Here is a 21,830-nt window from a genome sequence, read left to right as displayed (position 1 = left end):
AAAACTTACTAACCATCACTCTAAATCTCCCTACCATCGGCACTATGCCCGGAAAACACATACGCAATGCTTATGAAGCAGCGCTGACCATGACGGCCGTGCTGCTCTCCTACTCCCTCGCCCTGTGGCTGGAGGAGGCCGCCGCACTGCACACGGACGTCCTCGTCCTCGCGGTCGCGCTGACCCTCACCCTGGCCCGCACCCAACGGACCGCCGATGCCCGCCGACGCCTCATGGCCTGCGTCCTGCTGCCCGCCCTGGCCGGTGCGGCGACCCTGCTCGGCCACCTGATCGCCGACCACTACGCACTCGGCGCCGCGGTGTTCACCCTCGCCATCTCCCTGCCGATCTGGATCCGCCGCTTCGGCACGGTCGCGACGAAGGCAGGCACGCTGATGACCTTGCCGCTGGTCGCCCTGCTCGTCGTCCCCGGCCCCGCGCTGCCGCCCGGGGCCCAGAGCGCGCTGGTGAACTGGGGCTGGTCAGCGGTGATCGGGCTGCTGGCATGCGGCTGCGTCTGGCTGGTCCAGACGTCCGCCGACCGCCTCGGCCCCTGGCACCCCGACCCGGAACCGGACCGCCCCCGACGAGCCTCCCGACTGCGCCCCGTCCCCAGCACCCGCATGGCGTGGCAGATGGCCGCCGCCGTCGCCGCTGCCTTCACCCTCGGACGGCTCCTCTTCGACCACCACTGGCCGTGGATGGTCCTGACCGTGTACGTGGTCGCGAGTGGCAACCGCGGCCGCGCCGACGTCATACGCAAGGGAGTCGAACGCCTGGTCGGCGCCTGCGCCGGCACACTGCTCGCCACCGCGGTGGCCGCCGCCGGCATCACCGGCCGGACCTCCGTCGTCCTGATCTTCGCCGTACTGGCCGTCGCCCTGTGGCTCCGTCCGCTGAACTACGCCTACTGGGCCGCCGGCATGACCACCGCCCTCTCCCTCCTCCTCGGCTACTTCGGCCAGGATGCGCAGGACCTGCTGCCCACCCGTCTCGGGGCGATCGCGGTCGGCGCGGTCCTGGCGGTCGCGTCGGCCTGCTGCGTTCTGCCGATCCCACGCCGCCGGCCCAGCCCCGCCTGACTAACCCCGCCTGACTAACCCCGCAACCCCTGTCCACGCAGTCCCTCCCCTCTCGGTCTCATCCCGCGCTCGCCCTCCCCCCGCGGATCCTGCCGCCCGACCGCCTCCGCAGCCGCCGCACGCGGCACGACCAGCCCCGTCTCGTACGCCGTCACGACCGCCTGCGTACGGTCGCGCAGCCCCAGCTTGGACAGCACCCGGCTGACATGGGTCTTCACCGTCTCCTCGCCCACCTGGAGCCGCGCGGCGATCTCCGGGTTGGACAGCCCTTCCGCCAGCAGCCGCAACACCTCCGTCTCGCGCGGGGTGAGCACGCCGAGCGCCGTCCCCGTCGGCGCCCTGGGCTTGAGCCGGGCGAACTCGGAGATCAGCCGCCGGGTGATGACGGGCGCGAGCAGCGCCTCCCCGGCGGCCACGACCCGTACCGCCTCGAACAGGCGCTCCGCCGTCACGTCCTTCAGCAGGAACCCGCTCGCCCCGGCCGCGAGCGCGTCATACACATGCTCGTCCAGGTCGAAGGTGGTGAGGATGAGCACGCGCGGCGCGTCCCCGGCCTCCGGCCCCATCAGCTCGGCGGTGGCCTGGATCCCGTCCATGACCGGCATCCGTACGTCCATGAGGACCACGTCGGGACGCCGCTCCCGGCAGACCCGCACCGCCTCGGCGCCGTCGCGCGCCGTGCCGACGACGGTGAAGTCCGCCTGGGTGGCGAGAAGTCCCGCGTACCCGGCGCGCACCACCTCGTGGTCGTCGGCCACCACGATCCGCACGGCAGGGACCCGTCCTTCGGCTTCCGGGGCCTCTACGGCTGTCGTCATACGAGAGCCTCCGCCCGCACCGGCAGCCGTGCCTCGACCAGGAATCCACCGCCACGCGCCGGACCGGTGCACAGGGTGCCGCCGACCGTGGCGGCCCGCTCGCGCATGCCGAGCAGGCCGTGCCCGGCGGCCGGGGACGCGGGCCCCGGCCCGTTGTCGCGCACACGGATCGCCAAGTCGTCCTCCCTGTAATGAAGTTCGACATCGACGGCGGCACCCGGAGCATGCCGGCGGGCGTTGGTGAGGGCCTCCTGCACGATCCGGTACGCGGTGACCTCGATGCCCGGGTCGAGCGGGGCGACCGGCCCGCTGACGATCAGCCGCGTACGGGATCCGGAGGCGTCCCGGGACTCGTCGACGAGCTCCATGAGCTGGCGCAGCCCCGGCTGAGGACGCCGGTTGACCCCCGTGTCGGCGTCCTCCCGCAGCACCCCCAGCAGGCGCCGCATCTCCGTCAGCGCGCTCCGCGCGGTGTCCCCGATGGCGAGCAGCCGGGTGGCGCCGTCGGCAGGGAGCCCTGCCGTGGTCAGACGGGCCGTCTCCGCCTGCACGGCGATCATCGAGATGTGGTGCGCGACCACGTCGTGCAACTCCCGTGCGATGCGCGCCCGTTCACCCCGTGCGGCGTGGGCGAGGAGCGTGTCCGCGAAGGCCCGCTCCGTCGCGCTGTGGGCCAGCGCGGCGCTGCGGACGTGGTGCGTGATGCCCGTCGCGGCCGCCGCCGAGGCGAGCGTGGCCACCAGCACGGCCATCACCCGGGTGGTGAGGTCGTCCTGACTGACGAGGGCCAGCACGACGTACGGCACGACGAGTATTCCGCTGAGCCGGGGCGCCCCCGCCCGGCCCAGCCAGTACACCGAGGCGAGCTGGGCCGCCACCCCCGCCAGCGTGAGGGTGCGGAACGGCGCCAGCGCCAGCACGCCCGCCGAGGTCACGGCCACGGCGGCCCCGGCCCGCGCCGGCAGGACCCGGTCGGTGCCGAGTACGAAGGTGAGCGGCAGGGTGGTGCAGACGCCGAGCAGCAGGGCGAGCGACAGGTTCTCGCGCAGGCCCCTGAGTCGGATCAGGACCTCGGCGCAGGCGAGGAGCGCGAGGGCGACCGGGTAGGTCACGGAGGCGGGGAAGTGCCGCAGCAACTTCCGCACCCCCGCGATTCCTTCGCCGCGTCGCGCCGTGTCCTCGCCCATGCCGCCATTGTGCCGTCGGACGCGCCGCGGCGCGTCACCCTGGGGTTTCTCCCTCACACGAGGGACCCGGCCGACGATCCGTCCCTCGTGACAGGGGCGCCGAAGACGGCTCCGTGGCGGGACGACGCCGAGGCCCGCCCGTCCCTAATCTCGCTGGCATGAGCGATGCAACGATCGAAGTCCAGGACCTGCGCAAGCGGTTCGGGCGGACCGTCGCGGTCGACGGACTCACTTTCACCGTCCGGCCGGGACAGGTCACCGGTTTCGTGGGTCCGAACGGGGCGGGCAAGTCCACCACCATGCGGGCCGTGCTCGGCCTGGACACTCCCGACGAGGGGCGCGCCCTCATCGGCGGCCGTCCCTACCACGCCCTGCGGTCACCGCTGTTGGAGGTCGGCGCGCTCCTCGACGCGGCCGCTCTGCACCCCAGCCGGCGCGGACGCGATCATCTGCGCTGGCTGGCGCACTCGCACGGGCTGTCCCTGCGCCGTGTCGACGAGGTGCTCGAACAGGTGGGCATGGACCAGGCCGCCCGCCGCCGCGCGGGCGGCTACTCACTCGGTATGCGCCAGCGCCTGGGCATAGCGGCCGCGTTGCTCGGAGACCCTCCGGTGCTCCTGCTCGACGAACCGGTCAACGGCCTTGATCCTGAGGGCATCCAGTGGATCCGCGGCCTGCTGCGCCGACTGGCAGGGGAGGGCCGCGCCGTCCTGGTCTCCAGTCACCTCATGAGCGAGCTGGAGGACACCGCTCACCACCTGCTGGTCGTCGGCCGTGGCCGCCTCATCGCGGACACCTCCGTCGCCACCCTGCTCGCCGCCGCGTCCGGCGACCGCGTGGCCCTGCGCACGGGCGCCCGCACGGAGGCAATGGAGCTGCTCACCCGAAAGGGCGGCACGGTCGCGGTCACCAGCGCCGACACCCTCACGGTCACCGGTCTGCCCGCGGAGCGGATCGTCGCGCTGCTCGCCTCGGCCGGCGTCCCCTTCGCCGAGGTCGGCGCGCACCGGGCCTCGTTGGAGGAGGCGTACATGGAGCTCACCAGGGACGCGGCGGAGTTCACGTCGACTCCGGACCTGACGGACGGCGAGGTGACCCGATGACCTCGGCCTTCACTCCCTACCGCTCCCCGCTCAAGCCCGCCCGCGAGGGATTCGGGCGCCTGTTGCGCGCGGAATGGAGCAAGTTCTGGACGGTACGCGTGTGGGTGCTGGCGCTCGTCGTGGCGGCCGCGGTCACCGTCGCCATCTCGCAGCTCGCCGCGAGCGGCTCCGTCGACGACTCCAACGAGCACCCGCTCACCGTCGGGCCCGACGGCACCCGCGTCAACGACACCTTCCACTACGTCCACCAGTCCCTCCCGGCGGACGGCGGCGTGACGGTCCGCGTGTCCGACCTGAAGGGCGGCGGCGGCCGGGACCCGGAGCCGTGGGCGAAGGCCGGCGTGCTGGTCAAGGCGAGCACGAAGGCCGGCAGTCCGTACGCGGCCCTGATGCTCACTCCCGACCACGGCGTCCGCCTCCAGTGGAACTTCACACACGACAAGGCGGGCAGTGCCGCGTCCGGCACGGCCCCCCACTGGCTGCGCCTGACCCGCTCGGGCACCCGCCTGACCGGATACGAGTCCTCCGACGGCGTCCACTGGACCAAGGTCGGCGCGGTCACCCTGCCGGAGCTGCCGAACACGGCACAGGCGGGCCTGTTCGTCGCCTCACCGCTGCACAACAATCTGCGCCGCTCGTTCGGTGGCACGTCGGAGACGGCCGGTAGCGCGACCGCAGGGGCGACTTTCGACCACCTGGCCCTGAGCGGTGCCACCGCGACCGGCTCGGCCGCCTGGACGAGCACGGACGTGGGCGCCCCCGATCCGAACGACCCGGACACCCCGCAATCCGGCCCCGCCCGCGCCGAGCCCGGCACCACCGCAGTCTCCGCGACCGGTGTCTACACCCTCACCGGCCAGGGAGACATCGCCCCCGACGAGACCGGCAGCGACATCGTCCAGATGAGCTTCCAGGGCGTCTTCGTGGCCGTCCTCTTCATGGTCGCCCTGGGGACCCTGTTCATCACGACCGAGTACAAGCGCGGCATGATCCGTACGACGTTCACGGCGACCCCGCGCCGGGTGCGGGTCCTCACCGCGAAAGCCCTGGTGATCGGGGGCATCACCTTCGCCGTCAGCCTGCCGACCGCGGCGATCGCCTTCCTTCTGGCCCAGCGCACGATGCGTTCCCAGGGCTTCGCGCCACCCGCCTACCCCGACCTGTCACTCCTCGACTCACCCGTTCTGCGGGCGGTGGTGGGCAGCGCGGCACTGTTGTCCCTGGTGGCGGTCCTCGCCCTCGCGCTGGGAGCGATACTCCGCAACAGCGCGGGCGCGATCACGGCCGTCGTGGTCCTAGTGATCCTGCCGCAGATCCTCGCCTTCGCTCTTCCGCTCCCGGTCGGGCAGTGGCTGCTGCGGGCGACGCCGGCCGCGGCTTTCGCGGTCCAGCAGGGCAAGGCGTACTACCCCCAGGTGCAGCACAACTGCCTGCCGGAGACCGGCTGTTACCCCATGGCCCCGTGGAACGGCTTCGCCGTGCTGTGTGCCTACGCGGCCGTGGCGCTCGCCCTCGCGGCCTGGCGCCTGCGCAGGAGGGACGTATGAGGCGTGCGAGGCCGGCACTCAGCACCCACCCCGCGGGGCCCGCACCCCACCCTCTCCTCCGCACACAGTCCGCACTTCGCGCACTCCACGCCGAGTGGACCAAACTGCGCACGCTGCCCAGCAGTTGGCTGCTGCTGGCCGCGACAGTGGCCCTGACCTTCGCGGTGGGCACGGCCGCGGTGTCCTCGGTCAGCACCCGGGAGTGCGCGAGCGCCGCGGCCTGCCACGAGGACACGGTGAAGCTCGCCCTGACGGGTGTGTGGCTCGGCCAGGCGACCGTCCTCGTCCTGGGCGCCCTGTCGATGGGGGCGGAGTACGGCACGGGCACGGTACGGACGACGCTGACGGCGATCCCGCGCCGGGCGACGGTCCTGGCGTCGAAGTCGGCGGTGCTGGCCGCGGCGACGGGTATCGCGGCCGGCACGGCGATCCTCGCCTCCCTCGCCACGGCCCGCTGGATTCTCCCGGCCAACGGCTTCACCCCCGAGGCGGGCTACCCCCTCCTCTCCCTCACCGACATCCCCACCCTCCGGGCTGCCCTCGGCTCCACCCTCTGCCTGATCCTCGTCGCCCTCCTGGGCCTGGGGCTGGCGGTCCTGCTCCGCGACAGCGCGGCAGCGATCACCACGGGCCTGGGAGTCCTCTACGTGGTCCCGCTCATGTCGGACCTCCTGGGCTCACCCACCTGGAAGGACCGCCTCGAACGCTGGGCCCCCATACCGGCTGGTCTCGCCATCCGCGCGACGAAGGACCTCGCCCGCCTGCCGATCGGCCCCTGGCCGGGGCTGGGGGTGCTGGCGGCATACGCGCTGGGGGTGCTGCTGGTGAGCGGCGCGATATTCACACGCCGGGACGCGTAGCCGGGAAATCCGTGGCCCGCAGGGCGCCTTCACACCTAGCCTCGATCCCCATGAGCACCCTACAGACGATCCACGACGTACCCGTGATGATGTGTGCCGCCGAGGGCGAGGTCATCGGAAGCGAGGGCGACGTCCTGGATCTCATCGGCAACGCGTCCTACCAGGGTGCCCAGTGGGTGGTCATTCCCGCCGAGCGGTTCGACAAGGCCTTCTTCCAGCTGCGTACCCGCGTGGCCGGTGACATCGTCCAGAAGTTCGCCAACTACCGGATGGCACTGGCCGTCCTCGGCGACATCTCCCGTCACATGGAGGCCAGTTCGGCGCTGCGGGACTTCGTCCGTGAGTGCAACCGGGGGCGGCAGACCTGGTTCCTCACCGATGTCGAGGAACTACGGGAACGCCTGAAGGGCTGACGAGTGACGGGCTGACGGCTGAAGGGCCGGGCCTGTTGCGCCGTGGCGTTGTCGGCATCCGGCCTCATGACCGTTCCGGCTTTCGGGCGAGGAACGTGGCGACCGTCCTCTTGGCTCCCTCGCCGGGCTCCTGCACCAGCCGCGCGGTGACGACGAGCCCGGCCCGCTCCAACAGCTCGGCAACCCGGTCCGGCGGCAACAGGTAGGACTCGAAGGACACCGGATGGCCGCCGTACGCCTGCGTCGGACGCAGACGTTCTCCGGCTCCCACGTAACCGGCGATCATCAGACGGCCGCCGGGCGCGAGCGTGCGACGGAATTCGGCGAACACGACGGGCAACAACTCGGGTGGCGTGTGGTGGACGGAGTAGTAGGCGAGGATGCCGCCGAGCTCGTCGTCCTCGAGGGGCAGCTCGGTCATCGACCCGACGGTGAAACGCAGACCCGGGTGGGCCCGACGGGCCAGCTCGACCATCCCGGGCGAGAGGTCGATGCCGAAGACGGACACCCCCAGGTCGGCGAGATGGGCCGTCACCCGGCCGGGCCCGCATCCCAGGTCCGCGAGGGCGCCGATGTCGGCCGTCCGCACCATCTCGGCGAACGCGACGAGCATCGCGCGCGACAGCGGATCCAGCTGCGCCGGGGTCTTGACCTGTTCGGCGTAGTCGGCGGCGACCCTGTCGTACGACTCCCGGACGGCGGCGAGGTAGGCGAGATCCATCACACGGGCGACTGTAGGGGAGGGCCCTCGACCTCCGTAACCACCAGGGCGTATGCGGGAGGTGACGTCATCCCCCACGCGTGGCCCCGTGGTACCTCGGTACTACCTGCCGCACCCCATTGAGCTCCCGGGTACCACGGATCCCGGTCCGCGGGCCCCTAGCGTGGCGAGTGAGCAGTCTGGCGGGGTCAGGCCCCCCGAGCGTGAGGGAAGAGCGATGATCGAGGCACATCAGCTGACGAAGCGGTACGGGGAGAAGACGGCGGTCGACCGGCTCGACTTCGTCGTCAGGCCCGGCACGGTCACCGGCTTCCTGGGCCCGAACGGCGCGGGCAAGTCCACCACCATGCGCATGATCGTCGGACTGGACGCGCCGTCCGGCGGCAGCGTGACGGTCAACGGCAAGCACTACGCCGAGCACACCGCGCCGCTCCAGGAGGTCGGCGCGCTGCTGGAGGCCAAGTCGATCCACCCCGGCCGCTCCGCGTTCGACCACCTGATGGCGCAGGCCTACACCCACGGCATTCCGCGCCGCCGGGTGGAGGAGGTCATCGAGCTGACCGGTCTGCAGTCCGTGGCCAAGAAGCGCGCGGGCGCCTTCTCCCTCGGCATGGGCCAGCGGCTGGGCATCGCCGCCGCGCTCCTCGGCGACCCGGCCACCATCATGCTCGACGAGCCCGTCAACGGACTGGACCCCGAGGGCGTGCTGTGGATCCGCAACCTGCTGACCGGACTCGCGGCGGACGGCCGTACGGTCTTCGTCTCCTCGCACCTGATGAGCGAGATGGCGCTGGTAGCCGACCACCTGATCGTCGTCGGCCGCGGGCGCCTGCTCGCCGACACCACCGTGCAGGACCTGGTCCAGCAGGCCGGCGGCGACACCGTGACCGTGGCCTCCGATCAGTCGGCCCGTCTGCGCGAGGTGCTGGCCGGCCCCGGCGTCGAGATCACCGGCGAGGTCGGCTCCGAGGAGCTGCACGTGACGGGCCTGTCGGCGCGGGCCATCGGTCTCAAGGCCGCCGAGCACGGCATCCCCCTGTTCGAGCTCAGCTCCCGGACCGTCTCGCTGGAACAGGCGTTCATGGACCTGACCCGTGACGCCGTCGAGTACCACGCCACCGCCACCGTCGAGGCCCCTGGGAGGGCGGCATGAGCACCATCACCGTCACCGACAGCTCCGCGCCCGCACCGGCGCGGACCGTACGTCCCGCGTACAAGGTCACCGGCCGGCGCGTGCTGCGCTCGGAGTGGGCCAAGCTGTGGTCCCTGCGCTCCACCTGGATCACCCTCGGTCTGGGCCTGCTGTTCCTGGTCGCGTTCGGCGTGATCGCCGCCGCGCACTACAAGTCCCAGATCAACTCCGGTGAGCGGCTGCGCCCGGACGACGCCACGGCCACCGCGCTCAGCCTCTCCGTGTTCGGCACGAACTTCGCCCAGCTGGCGCTCGGCGTCCTGGGCGTCCTGGTCACCGCCGGCGAGTACTCCACCGGCATGATCCGCTCCACGCTGGCCGCCGTCCCGCGCCGCCTGCCGGTGCTGTGGTCCAAGTCGGCGGTGTTCGGCCTGGTCGCCCTCGTCGTCTCCACCCTCGGCGTCTTCATCGCGTTCGTGATCACCAGCGGGATCGTCTCCGGCACCCCGGCGGCCCTCACGATCTCCCACTCCGGTGTCGTGCGCAGCCTGCTGGGCGCGGGCCTCTACCTCGGCCTGGTCGGCGTGATCGGCACCGCTCTGGGCGCCCTGCTGCGCTCGGTCGCCGGCGGCATATCGGTCCTGGTCGCCTCGCTGATGCTGATCCCCGGCCTGATCTCGCTGCTGCCCACCTCGTGGCAGGACAACATCAGCCCGTACCTGCCCAGCAACGCGGGTGAGTCGATGTTCGCGCTCACCCACGACTCGACGACCCTCGCGCCCACAGCCGGGCTCCTGGTCTTCCTCGGCTGGACCGTGCTCGCTCTGGTGGGCGCCGCCTACCGCCTCCTGCGCACCGACGCCTGACGCCTGATGAAGAGGCACCCGGAGAGACACGCGGACAGGGAGGCGGCCGGACACACAATGGACAGGTGACACCCATGAACGCGGACGAGTGACCCCCATGAGCATCGACGACACCGCCCACCCAGGGGCACCCTCCGACCTGCCCCTCGCGGAGGCGGAGCTCCCGTGGAACCACCCCCTGGCCCATGGGCTGTCCCGGCTCGGCCGACGGCTCAAGCAGGGCGACCGGAACCATCCGTGGGTCCTGGACACGGGTGTGATCGTGGTCGTGGCGCTGATGTTCTGCGTGCCGGACCTGGTGCACGACGACGACGGCCGACGACACGCCTTCGACACCCAGGTCACCCACCTGCCCTGGCCGGTGACCGTCGCCCTGCAGGCCGGACTGGTCCTGCCGCTGCTGTGGCGGCGGCGAAGGCCGGCACTCGCCTTCGCGGTGATCGCCGCGGTGCTCTTCCTCCAGGTGGTGCTGGGAGTCTGGCTGCGCGCCGACGTCGCCCTGCTGATCGCCCTCTACAGCCTGGTGCTGCACGGACAGCTGCGGCGGCTGCCCGTGGCCTGCGCGGTCACCGCGACCGCCCTCGGCCTGGTCGCCCTGCGGCTGCCGTCCGCGGTGTCCGTCCTGGACGCGCTGTTCTTCCTGTTCAGCATGATCACCGCGGCGGTCGCGCTCGGTCTGGCCGTACGGATCCGCCGCGCCCAGCTCGCCGTCCTGCGTGACCGCGCGACCCGCCTGGAGATCGAACGCGACCAGCGCAGCAAGCTCGCCGCCGCCGCCGAACGCACCCGGGTGGCCCGCGAGATGCACGACATCGTCGGCCACAACCTCTCCGTCATCATCACGCTCGCCGACGGTGGCGCGTACGCGACCGACATCGCACCGGAACGCGGCAAACAGGCCCTGCTGCTCATCGGTGACACCGGGCGTCAGGCGCTGGGTGAACTGCGCCGCATGCTCGGTGTGCTGCGCGAGCAGACCCAGACCCCCGCCGCGCCCCAGCTCAGCCCCCAGCCGGGCATCGCGGACATCGACGCCCTGTGCGCCCGGATCCGCGCCGCCGGTCCCCAGGTCGTCTACCGCACGGGCGGCGAGCTGGACACCCTGGACCGCGGGGTCCAGCTGACGGTGTACCGCATAGTGCAGGAAGCACTCACCAACGCCCTCAAGCACGCGGGCCACGACACCCGTGTCGAGCTCGCGGTCGGCGTCAAGGACACGCGGCTGCACATCGAAGTCCACGACACCGGCCGGGGCGGCGGTACCGTCCCTCCCGGGCCGTCCCAGGAGGAAGGACACGGACTCGCCGGCATGAGAGAACGCGCAGCCCTCTACAGCGGGACCGTCACCGCAGGGCCCGCCCCCGGCGGGGGATGGACGGTGCGGGCCACCCTCGACCTCTCCCCGCCGGCCGAGACCCTGGCCGGGACCGATGTCATCCCGCCGGCCGCCACAGGCGGTGCGGTGTGACCACCGTGCTCATCGTGGACGACCAGCCATTGCAACGCCTCGGCTTCCGGATGCTCCTGGAGAGCACCCCCGACACCGAAGTCGTCGGCGAGGCGGCCCACGGCGCCGACGCCGTGCGCAGGGCCGCCGAACTGCGCCCGGACGTGATCCTCATGGACGTACGGATGCCCGGCATGGACGGCATCGAGGCCACCCGTCGCGTGGTCGCCTCCGGTGACCGCTCCCGCGTCCTCATCCTGACCACGTTCGACCTGGACGAATACGCCCACGCGGCGCTGCGCGCGGGAGCCAGCGGATTCCTCCTCAAGGACGCCCACCCCGAGGAACTGCTGGCCGGCATCCGCGCGGTCGCGGCGGGCGACGCGGTGATCGCCCCGGCACTGACCCGCCGCCTCCTCGACGCCTACGCCAAGCACCTGCCCCGGGATTCGTCCGGCGGGCCGGGTGCGTCGGGTCCAAGGGTGGCGGAAGACCCACGCGTGCGCGCTCTCACCGAACGGGAGTACGAGATCTTCGTCGCCATCGGCCAGGGCTGGAGCAACAGCGAGATCGCCGAGCGTCTGGTCGTCGCGGAATCCACCGTGAAGACCCATGTCGGCCGGGTCCTGGCGAAGGTGGGAGCCCGCGACCGCGTCCAAGCGGTCATCCTCGCCTACGACCTCGGCCTCGCCCACCCGAACCCACCCGACTAGCGGGGCGGCGGGGCGGCGTACGCGGATATGCCGAGCGCCCGCCCTCCCGCTGGGGGAGTCAGAGGGCGGGCGCGCTCAGGGCACCGGCGTGAGCCGAGGACTCAGGCGTTCTTGATCGCCGAGATGTCGAAGGTCAGCTTGATCTTGTCGGAGACGAGGACGCCACCGGTCTCCAGGGCCGCGTTCCAGGTGAGGCCCCACTCGGAGCGCAGGATCTCCGCCTTGCCCTCGAAGCCGACGCGCTCGTTGCCGAAGGGGTCCTTCGCGGAGCCGTTGAACTCCAGGTCGATGGAGAGCGGCTTGGTGACGCCGAGGATCGACAGGTCGCCGGTGATCCGGTAGTCGTCGCCGCCGAGGGCCTCCGCCTTGGTGGAGCGGAAGGTCATCGTCGGGAACTCGTCGGTCTTGAAGAAGTCGGAGCTCTTCAGGTGGCCGTCACGGTCCGCGGAGCCCGTCTCGATGCTGTCCATCTTGACGTCGATCGTGGCGGTGGACTTGGACGGGTCCGTGCCGTCCAGCTGCAGGGTGCCGTCGAAGTCCTTGAAGTAGCCCTTGACGTTCGTCACCATGGCGTGACGGGCGACGAAACCGATCTCCGAGTGGGACGGGTCGATCGTGTATGCGCCGGTGAGCGCGGCGAGTTCGGGGCTCACAGCGGCGGGGGCCGTGGTCGCGGCGGGGGTGTCGGTGGTCTTGCGGCCGAAGATGCCCATGACGTGCTCCTAGGGGGACGGGTCGCGGTTTCGTCGGGAAGCCGAAAACCGCGGCAGAGAGTTTGTTGAAGATTCAACGAGGTCAACAAGGGAGACAGTAGACCTATTCCGTTCAAGTTTCAACATCATCCGCCATGTGTTTACGACGTTACGTTGCGCTTCGCCGACCCGCTTCCCGGCGGTCACTCCCTGCTCTCCCGTGGCAGTCCGCGTATCCTCGCTCCACCTGCACAGGGGTCGGGCCGAAGGCGCGGTGTACTCCGAACGGGTCCCGTTCAAGGCTCCGTGTCACTCTAGGGATGGCATGGGCCCCTCACGAATGTGAGCGGGCTCTCAGCCCGCGACTTTGTGTGACCTCTACAAGCCAGATGCCCTCTGAGCAGTCAGATCGCCTGCATGCCGTCACGGTTCTGTTCAGGGGTACCAGGAAAACGGGCCGGAGACTGTACGGAGTCGACGGCCCGGTTTTCTTGTTCGACTTCGTATGGTCGCTACATGACCGTTTTGGATGAGGCCGCACCCTCAGGCGAACCCACGGACGCACGCGGGCGCGTGGCCGAACTGCACGCGATCCGTGCGGCGGCGCTGCGAGGACCCAGCGAGAAGGCGACCGAGGCGCAGCACGCCAAGGGCAAGCTGACCGCCCGGGAGCGCATCGAGCTGCTTCTCGACCCCGGGTCCTTCCAGGAGGTCGAGCAGCTGCGCCGGCACCGGGCGACCGGGTTCGGCCTGGAGGCCAAGAAGCCGTACACCGACGGTGTCGTCACCGGCTGGGGCACGGTGGAGGGCCGTACGGTCTTCGTCTACGCGCACGACTTCCGTATCTTCGGCGGCGCGCTGGGCGAGGCCCACGCCACGAAGATCCACAAGATCATGGACATGGCCATCGCGGCCGGTGCGCCGCTGGTCTCCCTCAACGACGGCGCGGGCGCCCGCATCCAGGAGGGCGTGAGCGCGCTCGCCGGCTACGGCGGCATCTTCCAGCGCAACACCAAGGCGTCCGGCGTCATCCCGCAGATCTCGGTGATGCTCGGCCCGTGCGCGGGCGGTGCGGCGTACTCGCCCGCGCTGACGGACTTCGTGTTCATGGTGCGTGAGACCTCGCAGATGTTCATCACCGGCCCCGACGTCGTCAAGGCGGTCACCGGTGAAGAGATCACCCAGAACGGGCTCGGCGGCGCCGACGTCCACGCGGAGACCTCCGGTGTCTGTCACTTCGCCTACGACGACGAGGAGACCTGCATCGCCGAGGTGCGCTACCTCCTGTCGATGCTCCCGCAGAACAACCGCGAGAACCCGCCGCACGCGACCTCGCAGGACCCCGCGGACCGCCGCTCGGACGTCCTCCTGGACCTGGTCCCGGCGGACGGCAACCGGCCGTACGACATGACGAAGGTCATCGAGGAACTCGTCGACGACGGCGACTACCTGGAGGTCCACGAGCGCTGGGCCCGCAACATCATCTGCGCGCTGGCCCGTCTGGACGGCCAGGTGGTGGGCATCGTCGCCAACCAGCCGCAGTCCCTCGCGGGCGTGCTGGACATCGAGGCCTCCGAAAAAGCTGCGCGCTTTGTCCAGATGTGTGACGCTTTTAATATTCCGATCGTCACCCTCCTGGACGTTCCCGGATTCCTGCCCGGGGTTGACCAGGAGCACGGCGGGATCATCCGGCACGGCGCCAAGCTGTTGTACGCGTACTGCAACGCGACGGTGCCGCGGATCTCGCTCATCCTGCGCAAGGCGTACGGAGGTGCCTACATCGTCATGGACAGCCAGTCCATCGGGGCCGACCTCACCTACGCCTGGCCCACCAACGAGATCGCGGTGATGGGTGCGGAAGGTGCGGCCAACGTCATCTTCCGCCGGCAGATCGCCGAGGCCGCCGACCCCGAGGCCATGCGCGTACGCATGGTCAAGGAGTACAAGGCCGAACTCATGCACCCCTACTACGCGGCCGAGCGGGGCCTGGTCGACGACGTCATCGACCCGGCGGAGACCCGCGAGGTGCTGATCCGCTCCCTGGCCATGCTGCAGTCCAAGCACGCGGACCTGCCCTCCCGCAAGCACGGCAACCCCCCGCAGTAACCCTGCGGATCCTCCGCGGTACCGCCGCGGAAACCTCTCTCACGGAGACTGAAACCTATGGACACCCCTGACATCCGCGTCGAGAAGGGCCACGCCGAGCCCGAGGAAGTCGCCGCCATCACGGCCATCCTCCTGGCCCGCGCCGCCGCCCAGCCGGACACCACCCCCACCCACCGTGGCCGTGCGAAGGCCGGCTGGCGCCGCCTGGAGCGCGAGCCCGGCTTCCGTGCCCCGCACAGCTGGCACGGCTAGCCCGCGGCGCCTCAGCAACGGGGAAGGGCCCGCTCTGTGAAGAGCGGGCCCTTCCCTTTGTCTTTGTCCCAGGGCGAAGGACTCCCAGAGCGAAGGAAGGGGCGCCCTGTCCACCGTGTGGAGAGGGCGCCCCTTCCGTTGCTTCGCCGCGCGGAGGCGCTACCGCAGACGTGCCATCAGGGCGTGCTCGACCAGCGTGATCAGCGCCGACTTCGCGTCGGCGCGATGCCGGGCGTCCGTCGTGATGATCGGCGTGTCGGGGCCGATCTGAAGGGCTTCACGGACCTCGTCCGGGTTGTAAGGCTGGTTGCCGTCGAAGCCGTTGAGGGCGATGACGAACGGCAGGCCGCTGTTCTCGAAGTAGTCGACCGCGGGGAAGCAGTCGGCGAGACGGCGGGTGTCGACCAGGACGATCGCGCCGATGGCGCCGCGGACCAGGTCGTCCCACATGAACCAGAAGCGGTCCTGACCGGGGGTGCCGAACAGGTACAGGATCAGGTCCTGGTCCAGGGTGATGCGGCCGAAGTCCATGGCGACGGTGGTCGTCGTCTTGTCTCCGGTGTGCGTGAGGTCGTCGATGCCCGCGGACGCGGACGTCATGACGGCCTCGGTGCGCAGCGGGTTGATCTCCGAGACGGCCCCGACGAACGTGGTCTTGCCCACGCCGAAGCCGCCCGCCACCACGATCTTCGCGGACGTGGTGGAGCGGGAAGGCCCTCCGCTAGAGCTTGCGAAGTCCACTGAGCACCCTTTCGAGCAAAGTCACGTCTGGCTGGCCGCCGGCGTTCTCGTCGCCGCCGGGCTGATGGATGGCGACCAGGCCCGCCTCCGCCAAGTCGGCGACGAGAATCCTGGCCACACCGAGAGGGATCGTCAGCAGCGCCGAGATTTCGGCCACCGACTTGATCTCCCGGCAGAGGTTGCAGATCCGCTGATGTTCGGGCAACTGGCCCTGCATCTGGTGCGGTTGTGCGGTGGTGTGCACCAGCGCCTCGATGGCGAGCTGGTAGCGGGGCCTGGTGCGGCCGCCCGTCATCGCGTACGGGCGCACCAGAGGGTTGTTCGACGATCCCGCGGGCGCCGCCTCGGGGGTGCGTCGCTGAGGCTGCACAGGCTGAATGCGCGGCGCCGGCGGCTGGTCGTACGGCGAGGGGCCGGGGCCCTGCGGTGCGTACGGCTGCTGGCGTCGGTGACTCGGCGCGGAGGGGAAGTTGTATCGGTTCGGGTTCTGTGAACCGTCACCCTGGCCCTGCCCCTGGCCGGGGCCGTACGACCAGTTGCCCGAAGACGAACCGCCTGGGGGTGTTGCCACTTTCTCCTCCTCCGACTGTGCCGGGCACCCATCACTGTGGGACCGCGTCCCGAAACCTTACGGCCCCGGGACGCCAAAACGCACGGTCTGTCTGTTAGTTGAGAAGGCTCCCTTGGAGCTCCGCTCGAAGATCGGGGGTCAGAACCGTACCGGCACGGTCCACCAGAAGGGCCATCTCGTACCCGATGAGACCGATGTCCGCTTCGGGATGTGCAAGGACCGCGAGCGAGGAACCATCAGAAATGGACATGAGGAAGAGGAATCCTCGCTCCATCTCCACAACTGTCTGGTTCACGCTGCCGCCCTCGAAGATGCGGGACGCGCCCGCGGTCAACGAGGTCAGCCCGGACGCGACGGCCGCGAGCTGGTCGGCGCGGTCACGGGGAAAGCCTTCGGACATCGCCAGAAGGAGTCCGTCGGCGGAGACCACCACCGTGTGGGACACCCCGGGGGTGTTGTCCACGAAGTTGGTGATCAACCAGTTGAGGTTCTGCGCCGCCTGGCTCATCGGGCTCACACTAACGCTCCTGGTTGTAGGTGCTGTCAGGACCGAAGCCCTGGCCGTTCGTGTCACTACCTGCATTGCGTCCCTGCTGGACACCGCGGCGCAGGTTGCTCAGCCTGCCCCGGATGTCCTCGGGAGCGCGGGAGACCTGGGGGCCGCCCTGTGGGGTCGTTTCCGCGGTTCCCTCGACCAGATTGGCCTTGGGCACCCGCCGGGGAAGACCGGACGAGGTGACCCCGCCCGCCTTGGGCTTCTTGAGCTGCTCGGCGCGCTGCCAGCGGTTGTCGTTGGACGTACGCCAGTCGTCGTCGCCATTGCTCGCGGTGGCCGCAGGCGGTGCCTGAACCCCCTGGGTGCCCTGGTCCACGGGCCGCTGGCCGTTGGTGCCACTCGCGGAGGATCCGCGGCGCGGCAGCCCGGCGTCGGTCAGCGCATGGGGGGCGGAGGAGGTCGGTCCCGGACGGCTGAAGCCTACGCGGTCCTGCTCACTCACGTCAGCGGCCTGCGAAGAGTCCGCTTCGGGAGCGTACTCGGACGGGTAGCCGCTCCGGTACGAGTCCTGCTGCGGCCAGTCGTCCTGGTAGGACGGCTCGTCGAAGGTCGAGAAGGTGTCCGAAGCGGAACTCCGGGCTCCCGTGTGCTCCTCCTGGACCGGCTCCGCATACGCGGGTTCCGGGTAGCCGCCGTTCGACGGGAAGTACGTCTCGTCGTACGTCCCCTGCTGCGGTTCCTCGTACCCCGTCTGCTGGTCGTACGAGGCCTGCTGCTCCTCGTAGGCACCCTGGCCGTTGTCGTACCCGGGCTGCCCGTTGCCGTAGGCGGCCTGAGCGTCGTCGTACGCGGGCTGGGGGGCCTCGAAACCCTCCGGGTACCTCGGCGGCTCGATGGCCTCCGGCTGACCCTGTGCCTGGGCCTCCAGGGCCGCACGGCGCTCCTCACGCATCAGCGAGCGCCCCACGGGGTCCAGCTCGCGGATGTCGTCGGGGACCTCCGTGTAGCGGCTGTCGTCGAATCCGAGTTCGGCGGCGGTGCGCATCGGCTGGGCCTGGGACTGGAAGGCTTGCTCCGGCTGGAAGCCCTGCGGCTCCGGGATGATCTGCGAGACGGTGAACTCGTCGCGCTGGAGCTGCTGTTCGCCGCCGCCACCACCGTGGGTGATCGCGTCGGGGAGCATGACGAGGGAGGTCGTACCGGCCTGCTCGCCGGAGGGGCGCAGCTGGACGCGGATGCCGTGCCGGTCGGACAGCCGGCCGACCACGAACAGGCCCATGCGCTGCGAGATCGCGGCGTCCACGGTCGGCGGGTTGGCCAGCTTGTGGTTGATGTCCGCGAAGTCCTCGGCGGTGAGGCCGATGCCCTTGTCGTGGATCTCGACCATGATGCGGCCGTCGGGCAGCCGGGTCGCGGTGACGCGGACCTTGGTCTGCGGGGAGGAGAACGTGGTGGCGTTCTCCAGGAGCTCGGCGAGCAGGTGCACGAGGTCGGTCACGGCACGGCCGTGGATCTCGGCCTCCGGGACGCCGGAGAGCTCGACGCGCTCGTACTGCTCCACCTCGGAGGAGGCGGCGCGCAGGACGTCCACGAGGGGCACCGGCTGGTCCCAGCGGCGGCCGGGCTCCTCGCCCGCGAGGACGAGGAGGTTCTCGCCGTTGCGGCGCATACGGGTCGCGAGGTGGTCCAGGCGGAAGAGGTTCTCCAGCTGGTCCGGGTCGGCCTCGTTGTTCTCCAGGTCGGTGATGAGGGTCAGCTGGCCCTCGATCAGGGACTGGTTGCGGCGCGACAGGTTGGTGAAGATCGCGTTGATGTTGCCTCGCAGGAGGGCCTGCTCGGCGGCCAGCCGGACGGCCTCGCGGTGGACCTGGTCGAAGGCGCGGGCGACTTCGCCGATCTCGTCCGTGGTGGTGATCGGGATCGGTTGGACGCGGGTGTCGACACGGCCCGGGTCGGTGCGCGAGAGCTGGTCGACCAGCATCGGCAGACGCTGCTCGGCGACCCCGAAGGCCGCGTTGCGCAGCTGGCGCATCGCGCGGCTCATCTGGCGGGCCATGAGCCCGGCCAGGATGAAGGCGGCGAGCAGGGAGATGACGACGATGGCGCCGTTGATGTAGGCCCGGCGCTGGGCGTCGGAGGCGATGTTTCCGGCTTCGGTGACGGCCCGGTCGATGAGTTCGTTCTCGACCTGGCTGTAGCCCTGGAACTTGAGGGTGGCGGCAGCCATCCACGTCTCGGGGGTGATGCCCTGCGCGGCGAGCTGGGTGGGCGTGGCGCCGCTGGCGATCGCCTGGATCATCCCGTCCATGGCGGGCGGCGTCACGAAGGTGCCGCCCGCGGCCTCGGTCTTGCTCTTGGCCGCGGCCAGCTGGCTCTTGCCCTCGGCGGTCTTCTGCTCCATGACCGTGCTGAGCCGGGCGGCGTCCGCCTCGGTACCACCGGCGACGTACTCCTGAAGAGCGATGTTCTCCAGGTATGCGTACGAGGTGAAGGAGGTGACCTGCAGTGCGTGGTTCTTCGTGTCGGTGCTGGGCTTGACCAGCAGGTGGGTGCCGATCGAACGCTGCAGCGACTCGGCGCCCTTGCCCAGTCCGATGGCGTACACCGTACGGCCGTAGCTCGTGATGTTGCCGGTGCCCAGGCCCAGCTCGTTCGAGAACTCCGAGAGGAGATGCTCGATGGTGACGTAGCCCTCTTCGGTCTTCACCGGGTCCATGGACTTGGTGAAGGCGGCCTTGCGGATCTGGTCCAGCTGGGGCTCGGCCTTCACCACCAGGCTCAGCCGACGCTGAAGACCCGCCGTGGACGGCATGCCGACTACTTCCTTGTGGAAGGCGTCGGCCATCTGGTCGGTGGTCGCGCGGACCTTCTTGACCGTGGCGTTGTTCCGGTAGCCCTTGAGCAGTGGCTCGGCGGACACGTCGCGCTCGTTCATCAGAGCCTCGGCGTAGTCGCTGGCGGCCGCCACGATCTTCGCGACCTTCTCGGCGTCGCGGGCCTGCTGCCAGGTGTCGATCGAGCTCTTCACCTGGAAGCCGCCCATGATGAGGCCGACGATCACGGGTATGAGCAGGATCGCGTTCAGCCTGGTGGGTACGCGCCAGTTACGGGGGGACAGACGACCGCCGCTCGGCGCGGGCGCCGGCGTGGGCTCCGCGACGGGCACCTGTGCGGGCGCCGCGCCGCGCGGCGGCGGGGTGAAGTTGCCCCGTGCCGACGGCTCGGGACCGTTCTTGCTTCGCCTCACTCGACCAACAACCTCTCGGCGTCGGCACCTACGTTGTGCCGCGGTGTCTCCAGCGCCCTTGACTACTGGGCAGTTCAGCGCATTCCAGCACGTCAGGCAGCGCCCTTCCAAACACTCGGAACCGCTCGTTCCGGGTGACGTATCCCCTAGATAAAACGGTCATAAAGAGCGAGCCCCGTCAAAAGACGGGGCTTTTGTGAGCGCAGCGACACCGAACGACCGCGATGCGTGTCGGTGTCCACCGAATTCCATGTCGAAACGTTATGAACACTGTGGCCGACCGTGTCAAACGACACAGCCGGCTCCAATGTCCCTACGACAACTGTCTTATGAAGCTGTCGACTTGAGTGCTACCGCAGACGTGCCATGAGCGCGTGCTCGACCAGCGTGATGAGTGCGCTCTTCGCATCCGCACGGTGCCGGGCGTCCGTCGTGATGATCGGGGCGTCCGGTCCGATCTGGAGCGCCTCGCGCACCTCTTCGGGGTTGTAGGGCTGATGTCCGTCGAAGCCGTTGAGGGCGATGACGAACGGCAGGCCGCTGTTCTCGAAGTAGTCGACCGCGGGGAAGCAGTCGGCGAGACGGCGGGTGTCGACCAGGACGACGGCACCGATGGCGCCGCGGACCAGGTCGTCCCACATGAACCAGAAGCGGTCCTGACCCGGCGTACCGAAGAGGTACAGGATCAGGTCCTGGTCCAGGGTGATGCGGCCGAAGTCCATGGCGACGGTGGTCGTCGTCTTGTCTCCGGTGTGGGTGAGGTCGTCGATGCCCGCGGACGCGGACGTCATGACGGCCTCGGTGCGCAGCGGGTTGATCTCCGAGACGGCGCCGACGAACGTGGTCTTGCCCACGCCGAAGCCGCCCGCCACCACGATCTTCGCGGAGGTGGTCGTCCGACCTCCGTCAGAGCTTGCGAAGTCCACTGAGCACCCTTTCGAGCAAAGTCACGTCCGGCGCGCCGCCGTTGTTCTCATCGCCGCCAGGCTGGTGAATGGCGACGAGTCCGGCCTCCGCGAGGTCCGCGACGAGGATCCTGGCCACGCCCAGCGGCATGGACAGGAGGGCCGACACCTCGGCCACCGACTTGACCTCACGGCAGAGGTGGCAGATCCGCTGGTGCTCGGGGAGCAGCCCCATCAACTGCGCGGGGTCGGCCGTAGTGCTGATCAGTGCCTCGATGGCGAGTTGGTACCGCGGCCGGGTCCGGCCGCCGGTCATCGCGTACGGACGTACCAGCGGCTGGTCGCCCTCATCCCCGTACGGCTGTGCGTACGGATCATGAGAGGCGGTGGGCGGGGTCATGAATCCTCCGGGCGGGACAGCAAGTCGGTCATTCGTGCCGTCTGTTGGGGCCGGTGGGGGGATTGTGGCGGCCGGACGGTGATTTCGTGCAGTCTCTAGAACCAGGGCCCTTTAGTGGAGCAGACTTCCCTGGAGTTCAGCGCGCAGGTCCGGCGTGAGTACGGCACCCGCCCGGTCGACGAGCAGCGCCATCTCGTAACCGACAAGGCCGATGTCGCACTCCGGGTGGGAGAGGACCGCCAGGGACGAGCCGTCCGAGACGGACATGAGGAAGAGAAAGCCGCGCTCCATTTCGACGACCGTCTGGGCCACCGTGCCGCCCTCGAAGATCCGGGAGGCCCCGGCGGTCAGCGAGGTCAGGCCGGAGGCGACGGCCGCAAGCTGGTCGGCGCGGTCGCGTGGGAATCCTTCGGACATGGCCAGAAGGAGCCCGTCGGCGGACACGACGACGGTGTGGGACACCCCGGGGGTGTTGTCCACGAAGTTGGTGATCAACCAGTTCAGGTTCTGTGCCGCCTGGCTCATCGGGCT

Annotated in this window: 22 protein-coding genes; 11 read left to right on the top strand and 11 right to left on the bottom strand. The window is 70.0% G+C overall.

All coding sequences use genetic code 11. From position 1 onward, the window contains the following. Window positions 1-44 precede the first annotated feature (44 nt). Window positions 45-1,082: an FUSC family protein gene (locus ACIRA5_RS24140; RefSeq protein WP_403693610.1), complete on the top strand. Its 1,038-nt coding sequence runs from the start codon at window positions 45-47 to the stop codon at window positions 1,080-1,082. Between the two features lie 14 nt (window positions 1,083-1,096). On the opposite strand, the gene ACIRA5_RS24135 is transcribed toward ACIRA5_RS24140, so the two are convergent. Both ACIRA5_RS24135 and ACIRA5_RS24130 read right to left on the bottom strand, forming a co-directional pair. Further along, window positions 1,097-1,900, bottom strand: a complete 804-nt coding sequence (locus ACIRA5_RS24135; RefSeq protein ID WP_403693609.1) for a response regulator — start codon at window positions 1,898-1,900, stop codon at window positions 1,097-1,099. After that, window positions 1,897-3,087 (bottom strand): sensor histidine kinase, encoded by a 1,191-nt coding sequence (locus tag ACIRA5_RS24130; protein ID WP_403693608.1) that lies wholly within the window; start codon window positions 3,085-3,087, stop codon window positions 1,897-1,899. Before ACIRA5_RS24130 ends, ACIRA5_RS24135 begins: the two co-directional genes overlap by 4 nt. Window positions 3,088-3,245: 158 nt before the next feature. On the opposite strand from ACIRA5_RS24130, the gene ACIRA5_RS24125 reads away from it, so the two are divergent. Genes ACIRA5_RS24125 through ACIRA5_RS24110 form a run of 4 tightly spaced genes read left to right on the top strand, consistent with a single transcriptional unit; the run spans window position 3,246 to window position 7,010 of the window. Next, the gene (locus ACIRA5_RS24125) at window positions 3,246-4,190 is read left to right on the top strand and encodes an ABC transporter ATP-binding protein (protein ID WP_403693607.1); all 945 of its coding nucleotides are present in this window, start codon (window positions 3,246-3,248) and stop codon (window positions 4,188-4,190) included. Further along, window positions 4,187-5,737 carry an ABC transporter permease subunit gene (locus ACIRA5_RS24120; RefSeq protein ID WP_403693606.1) on the top strand — a complete coding sequence of 517 codons (1,551 nt, stop codon included), beginning with the start codon at window positions 4,187-4,189 and terminating at the stop codon, window positions 5,735-5,737. Before ACIRA5_RS24125 ends, ACIRA5_RS24120 begins: the two co-directional genes overlap by 4 nt. Next, window positions 5,734-6,597, top strand: coding sequence for an ABC transporter permease (locus tag ACIRA5_RS24115; protein ID WP_403693604.1), 864 nt, complete (start codon window positions 5,734-5,736; stop codon window positions 6,595-6,597). Before ACIRA5_RS24120 ends, ACIRA5_RS24115 begins: the two co-directional genes overlap by 4 nt. Before the next feature lie 50 nt (window positions 6,598-6,647). After that, a complete protein-coding gene (locus ACIRA5_RS24110; RefSeq protein WP_403693602.1) occupies window positions 6,648-7,010 on the top strand; it encodes a DUF4180 domain-containing protein in 363 nt (120 codons plus the stop codon). A gap of 64 nt (window positions 7,011-7,074) precedes the next feature. Here ACIRA5_RS24110 and ACIRA5_RS24105 read toward each other — a convergent pair whose 3' ends face one another. Continuing rightward, complete coding sequence (locus ACIRA5_RS24105) at window positions 7,075-7,731, bottom strand: class I SAM-dependent methyltransferase (protein ID WP_403693867.1); 657 nt, start codon at window positions 7,729-7,731, stop codon at window positions 7,075-7,077. 217 nt (window positions 7,732-7,948) lie between these two features. Between ACIRA5_RS24105 and ACIRA5_RS24100 the strand changes: the two genes are divergently transcribed. The 4 genes from ACIRA5_RS24100 (at window position 7,949) to ACIRA5_RS24085 (ending at window position 11,889) form a co-directional block, all read left to right on the top strand. Then, entirely contained in the window at window positions 7,949-8,884 is a 936-nt protein-coding gene (locus tag ACIRA5_RS24100) for an ABC transporter ATP-binding protein (protein ID WP_403693600.1), read from the top strand. Continuing rightward, complete coding sequence (locus ACIRA5_RS24095; RefSeq protein WP_403693598.1) at window positions 8,881-9,729, top strand: ABC transporter permease; 849 nt, start codon at window positions 8,881-8,883, stop codon at window positions 9,727-9,729. Before ACIRA5_RS24100 ends, ACIRA5_RS24095 begins: the two co-directional genes overlap by 4 nt. A 97-nt stretch (window positions 9,730-9,826) precedes the next feature. After that, complete coding sequence (locus ACIRA5_RS24090; RefSeq protein WP_403693597.1) at window positions 9,827-11,197, top strand: histidine kinase; 1,371 nt, start codon at window positions 9,827-9,829, stop codon at window positions 11,195-11,197. Next, the gene (locus ACIRA5_RS24085; protein ID WP_403693595.1) at window positions 11,194-11,889 is read left to right on the top strand and encodes a response regulator; all 696 of its coding nucleotides are present in this window, start codon (window positions 11,194-11,196) and stop codon (window positions 11,887-11,889) included. The genes ACIRA5_RS24090 and ACIRA5_RS24085 overlap by 4 nt, the downstream gene beginning before the upstream one ends. Before the next feature lie 101 nt (window positions 11,890-11,990). Here ACIRA5_RS24085 and ACIRA5_RS24080 read toward each other — a convergent pair whose 3' ends face one another. Next, entirely contained in the window at window positions 11,991-12,602 is a 612-nt protein-coding gene (locus ACIRA5_RS24080) for a YceI family protein (protein WP_403693593.1), read from the bottom strand. 495 nt (window positions 12,603-13,097) lie between these two features. On the opposite strand from ACIRA5_RS24080, the gene ACIRA5_RS24075 reads away from it, so the two are divergent. Both ACIRA5_RS24075 and ACIRA5_RS24070 read left to right on the top strand, forming a co-directional pair. Continuing rightward, window positions 13,098-14,687, top strand: coding sequence for an acyl-CoA carboxylase subunit beta (locus tag ACIRA5_RS24075; protein ID WP_099920491.1), 1,590 nt, complete (start codon window positions 13,098-13,100; stop codon window positions 14,685-14,687). A gap of 57 nt (window positions 14,688-14,744) precedes the next feature. Further along, window positions 14,745-14,939: an acyl-CoA carboxylase subunit epsilon gene (locus ACIRA5_RS24070; RefSeq protein WP_067370986.1), complete on the top strand. Its 195-nt coding sequence runs from the start codon at window positions 14,745-14,747 to the stop codon at window positions 14,937-14,939. Window positions 14,940-15,098: 159 nt separating this feature from the next. Here the strand turns inward: ACIRA5_RS24070 and ACIRA5_RS24065 are convergent, their stop codons facing one another. From ACIRA5_RS24065 to ACIRA5_RS24035, 7 genes are all read right to left on the bottom strand, one after another. Beyond that, complete coding sequence (locus tag ACIRA5_RS24065) at window positions 15,099-15,680, bottom strand: ATP/GTP-binding protein (RefSeq protein ID WP_026248371.1); 582 nt, start codon at window positions 15,678-15,680, stop codon at window positions 15,099-15,101. Next, the gene (locus ACIRA5_RS24060; protein ID WP_054235413.1) at window positions 15,661-16,251 is read right to left on the bottom strand and encodes a DUF742 domain-containing protein; all 591 of its coding nucleotides are present in this window, start codon (window positions 16,249-16,251) and stop codon (window positions 15,661-15,663) included. The genes ACIRA5_RS24065 and ACIRA5_RS24060 overlap by 20 nt, the downstream gene beginning before the upstream one ends. A 94-nt stretch (window positions 16,252-16,345) precedes the next feature. Continuing rightward, the gene (locus ACIRA5_RS24055) at window positions 16,346-16,759 is read right to left on the bottom strand and encodes a roadblock/LC7 domain-containing protein (protein WP_030948713.1); all 414 of its coding nucleotides are present in this window, start codon (window positions 16,757-16,759) and stop codon (window positions 16,346-16,348) included. Window positions 16,760-16,769: 10 nt separating this feature from the next. Further along, the gene (locus tag ACIRA5_RS24050; protein WP_403693590.1) at window positions 16,770-19,994 is read right to left on the bottom strand and encodes a nitrate- and nitrite sensing domain-containing protein; all 3,225 of its coding nucleotides are present in this window, start codon (window positions 19,992-19,994) and stop codon (window positions 16,770-16,772) included. Window positions 19,995-20,344: 350 nt separating this feature from the next. Next, window positions 20,345-20,920: an ATP/GTP-binding protein gene (locus tag ACIRA5_RS24045; protein ID WP_054235412.1), complete on the bottom strand. Its 576-nt coding sequence runs from the start codon at window positions 20,918-20,920 to the stop codon at window positions 20,345-20,347. Beyond that, window positions 20,901-21,299 (bottom strand): DUF742 domain-containing protein, encoded by a 399-nt coding sequence (locus tag ACIRA5_RS24040; protein WP_054235411.1) that lies wholly within the window; start codon window positions 21,297-21,299, stop codon window positions 20,901-20,903. Before ACIRA5_RS24040 ends, ACIRA5_RS24045 begins: the two co-directional genes overlap by 20 nt. Window positions 21,300-21,410: 111 nt before the next feature. Beyond that, window positions 21,411-21,824, bottom strand: a complete 414-nt coding sequence (locus tag ACIRA5_RS24035; RefSeq protein WP_010984127.1) for a roadblock/LC7 domain-containing protein — start codon at window positions 21,822-21,824, stop codon at window positions 21,411-21,413. Between the last annotated feature and the right edge of the window lie 6 nt (window positions 21,825-21,830).

Origin of the sequence: Streptomyces sp. NPDC096311, assembly GCF_044763085.1 — a bacterium.
In the GTDB taxonomy this organism is placed as follows: Bacteria; Actinomycetota; Actinomycetes; order Streptomycetales; family Streptomycetaceae; genus Streptomyces.
The sequence above is the reverse complement of the archived record's forward strand: the minus strand, read 5'-3'. Positions and strand labels throughout refer to the sequence as shown.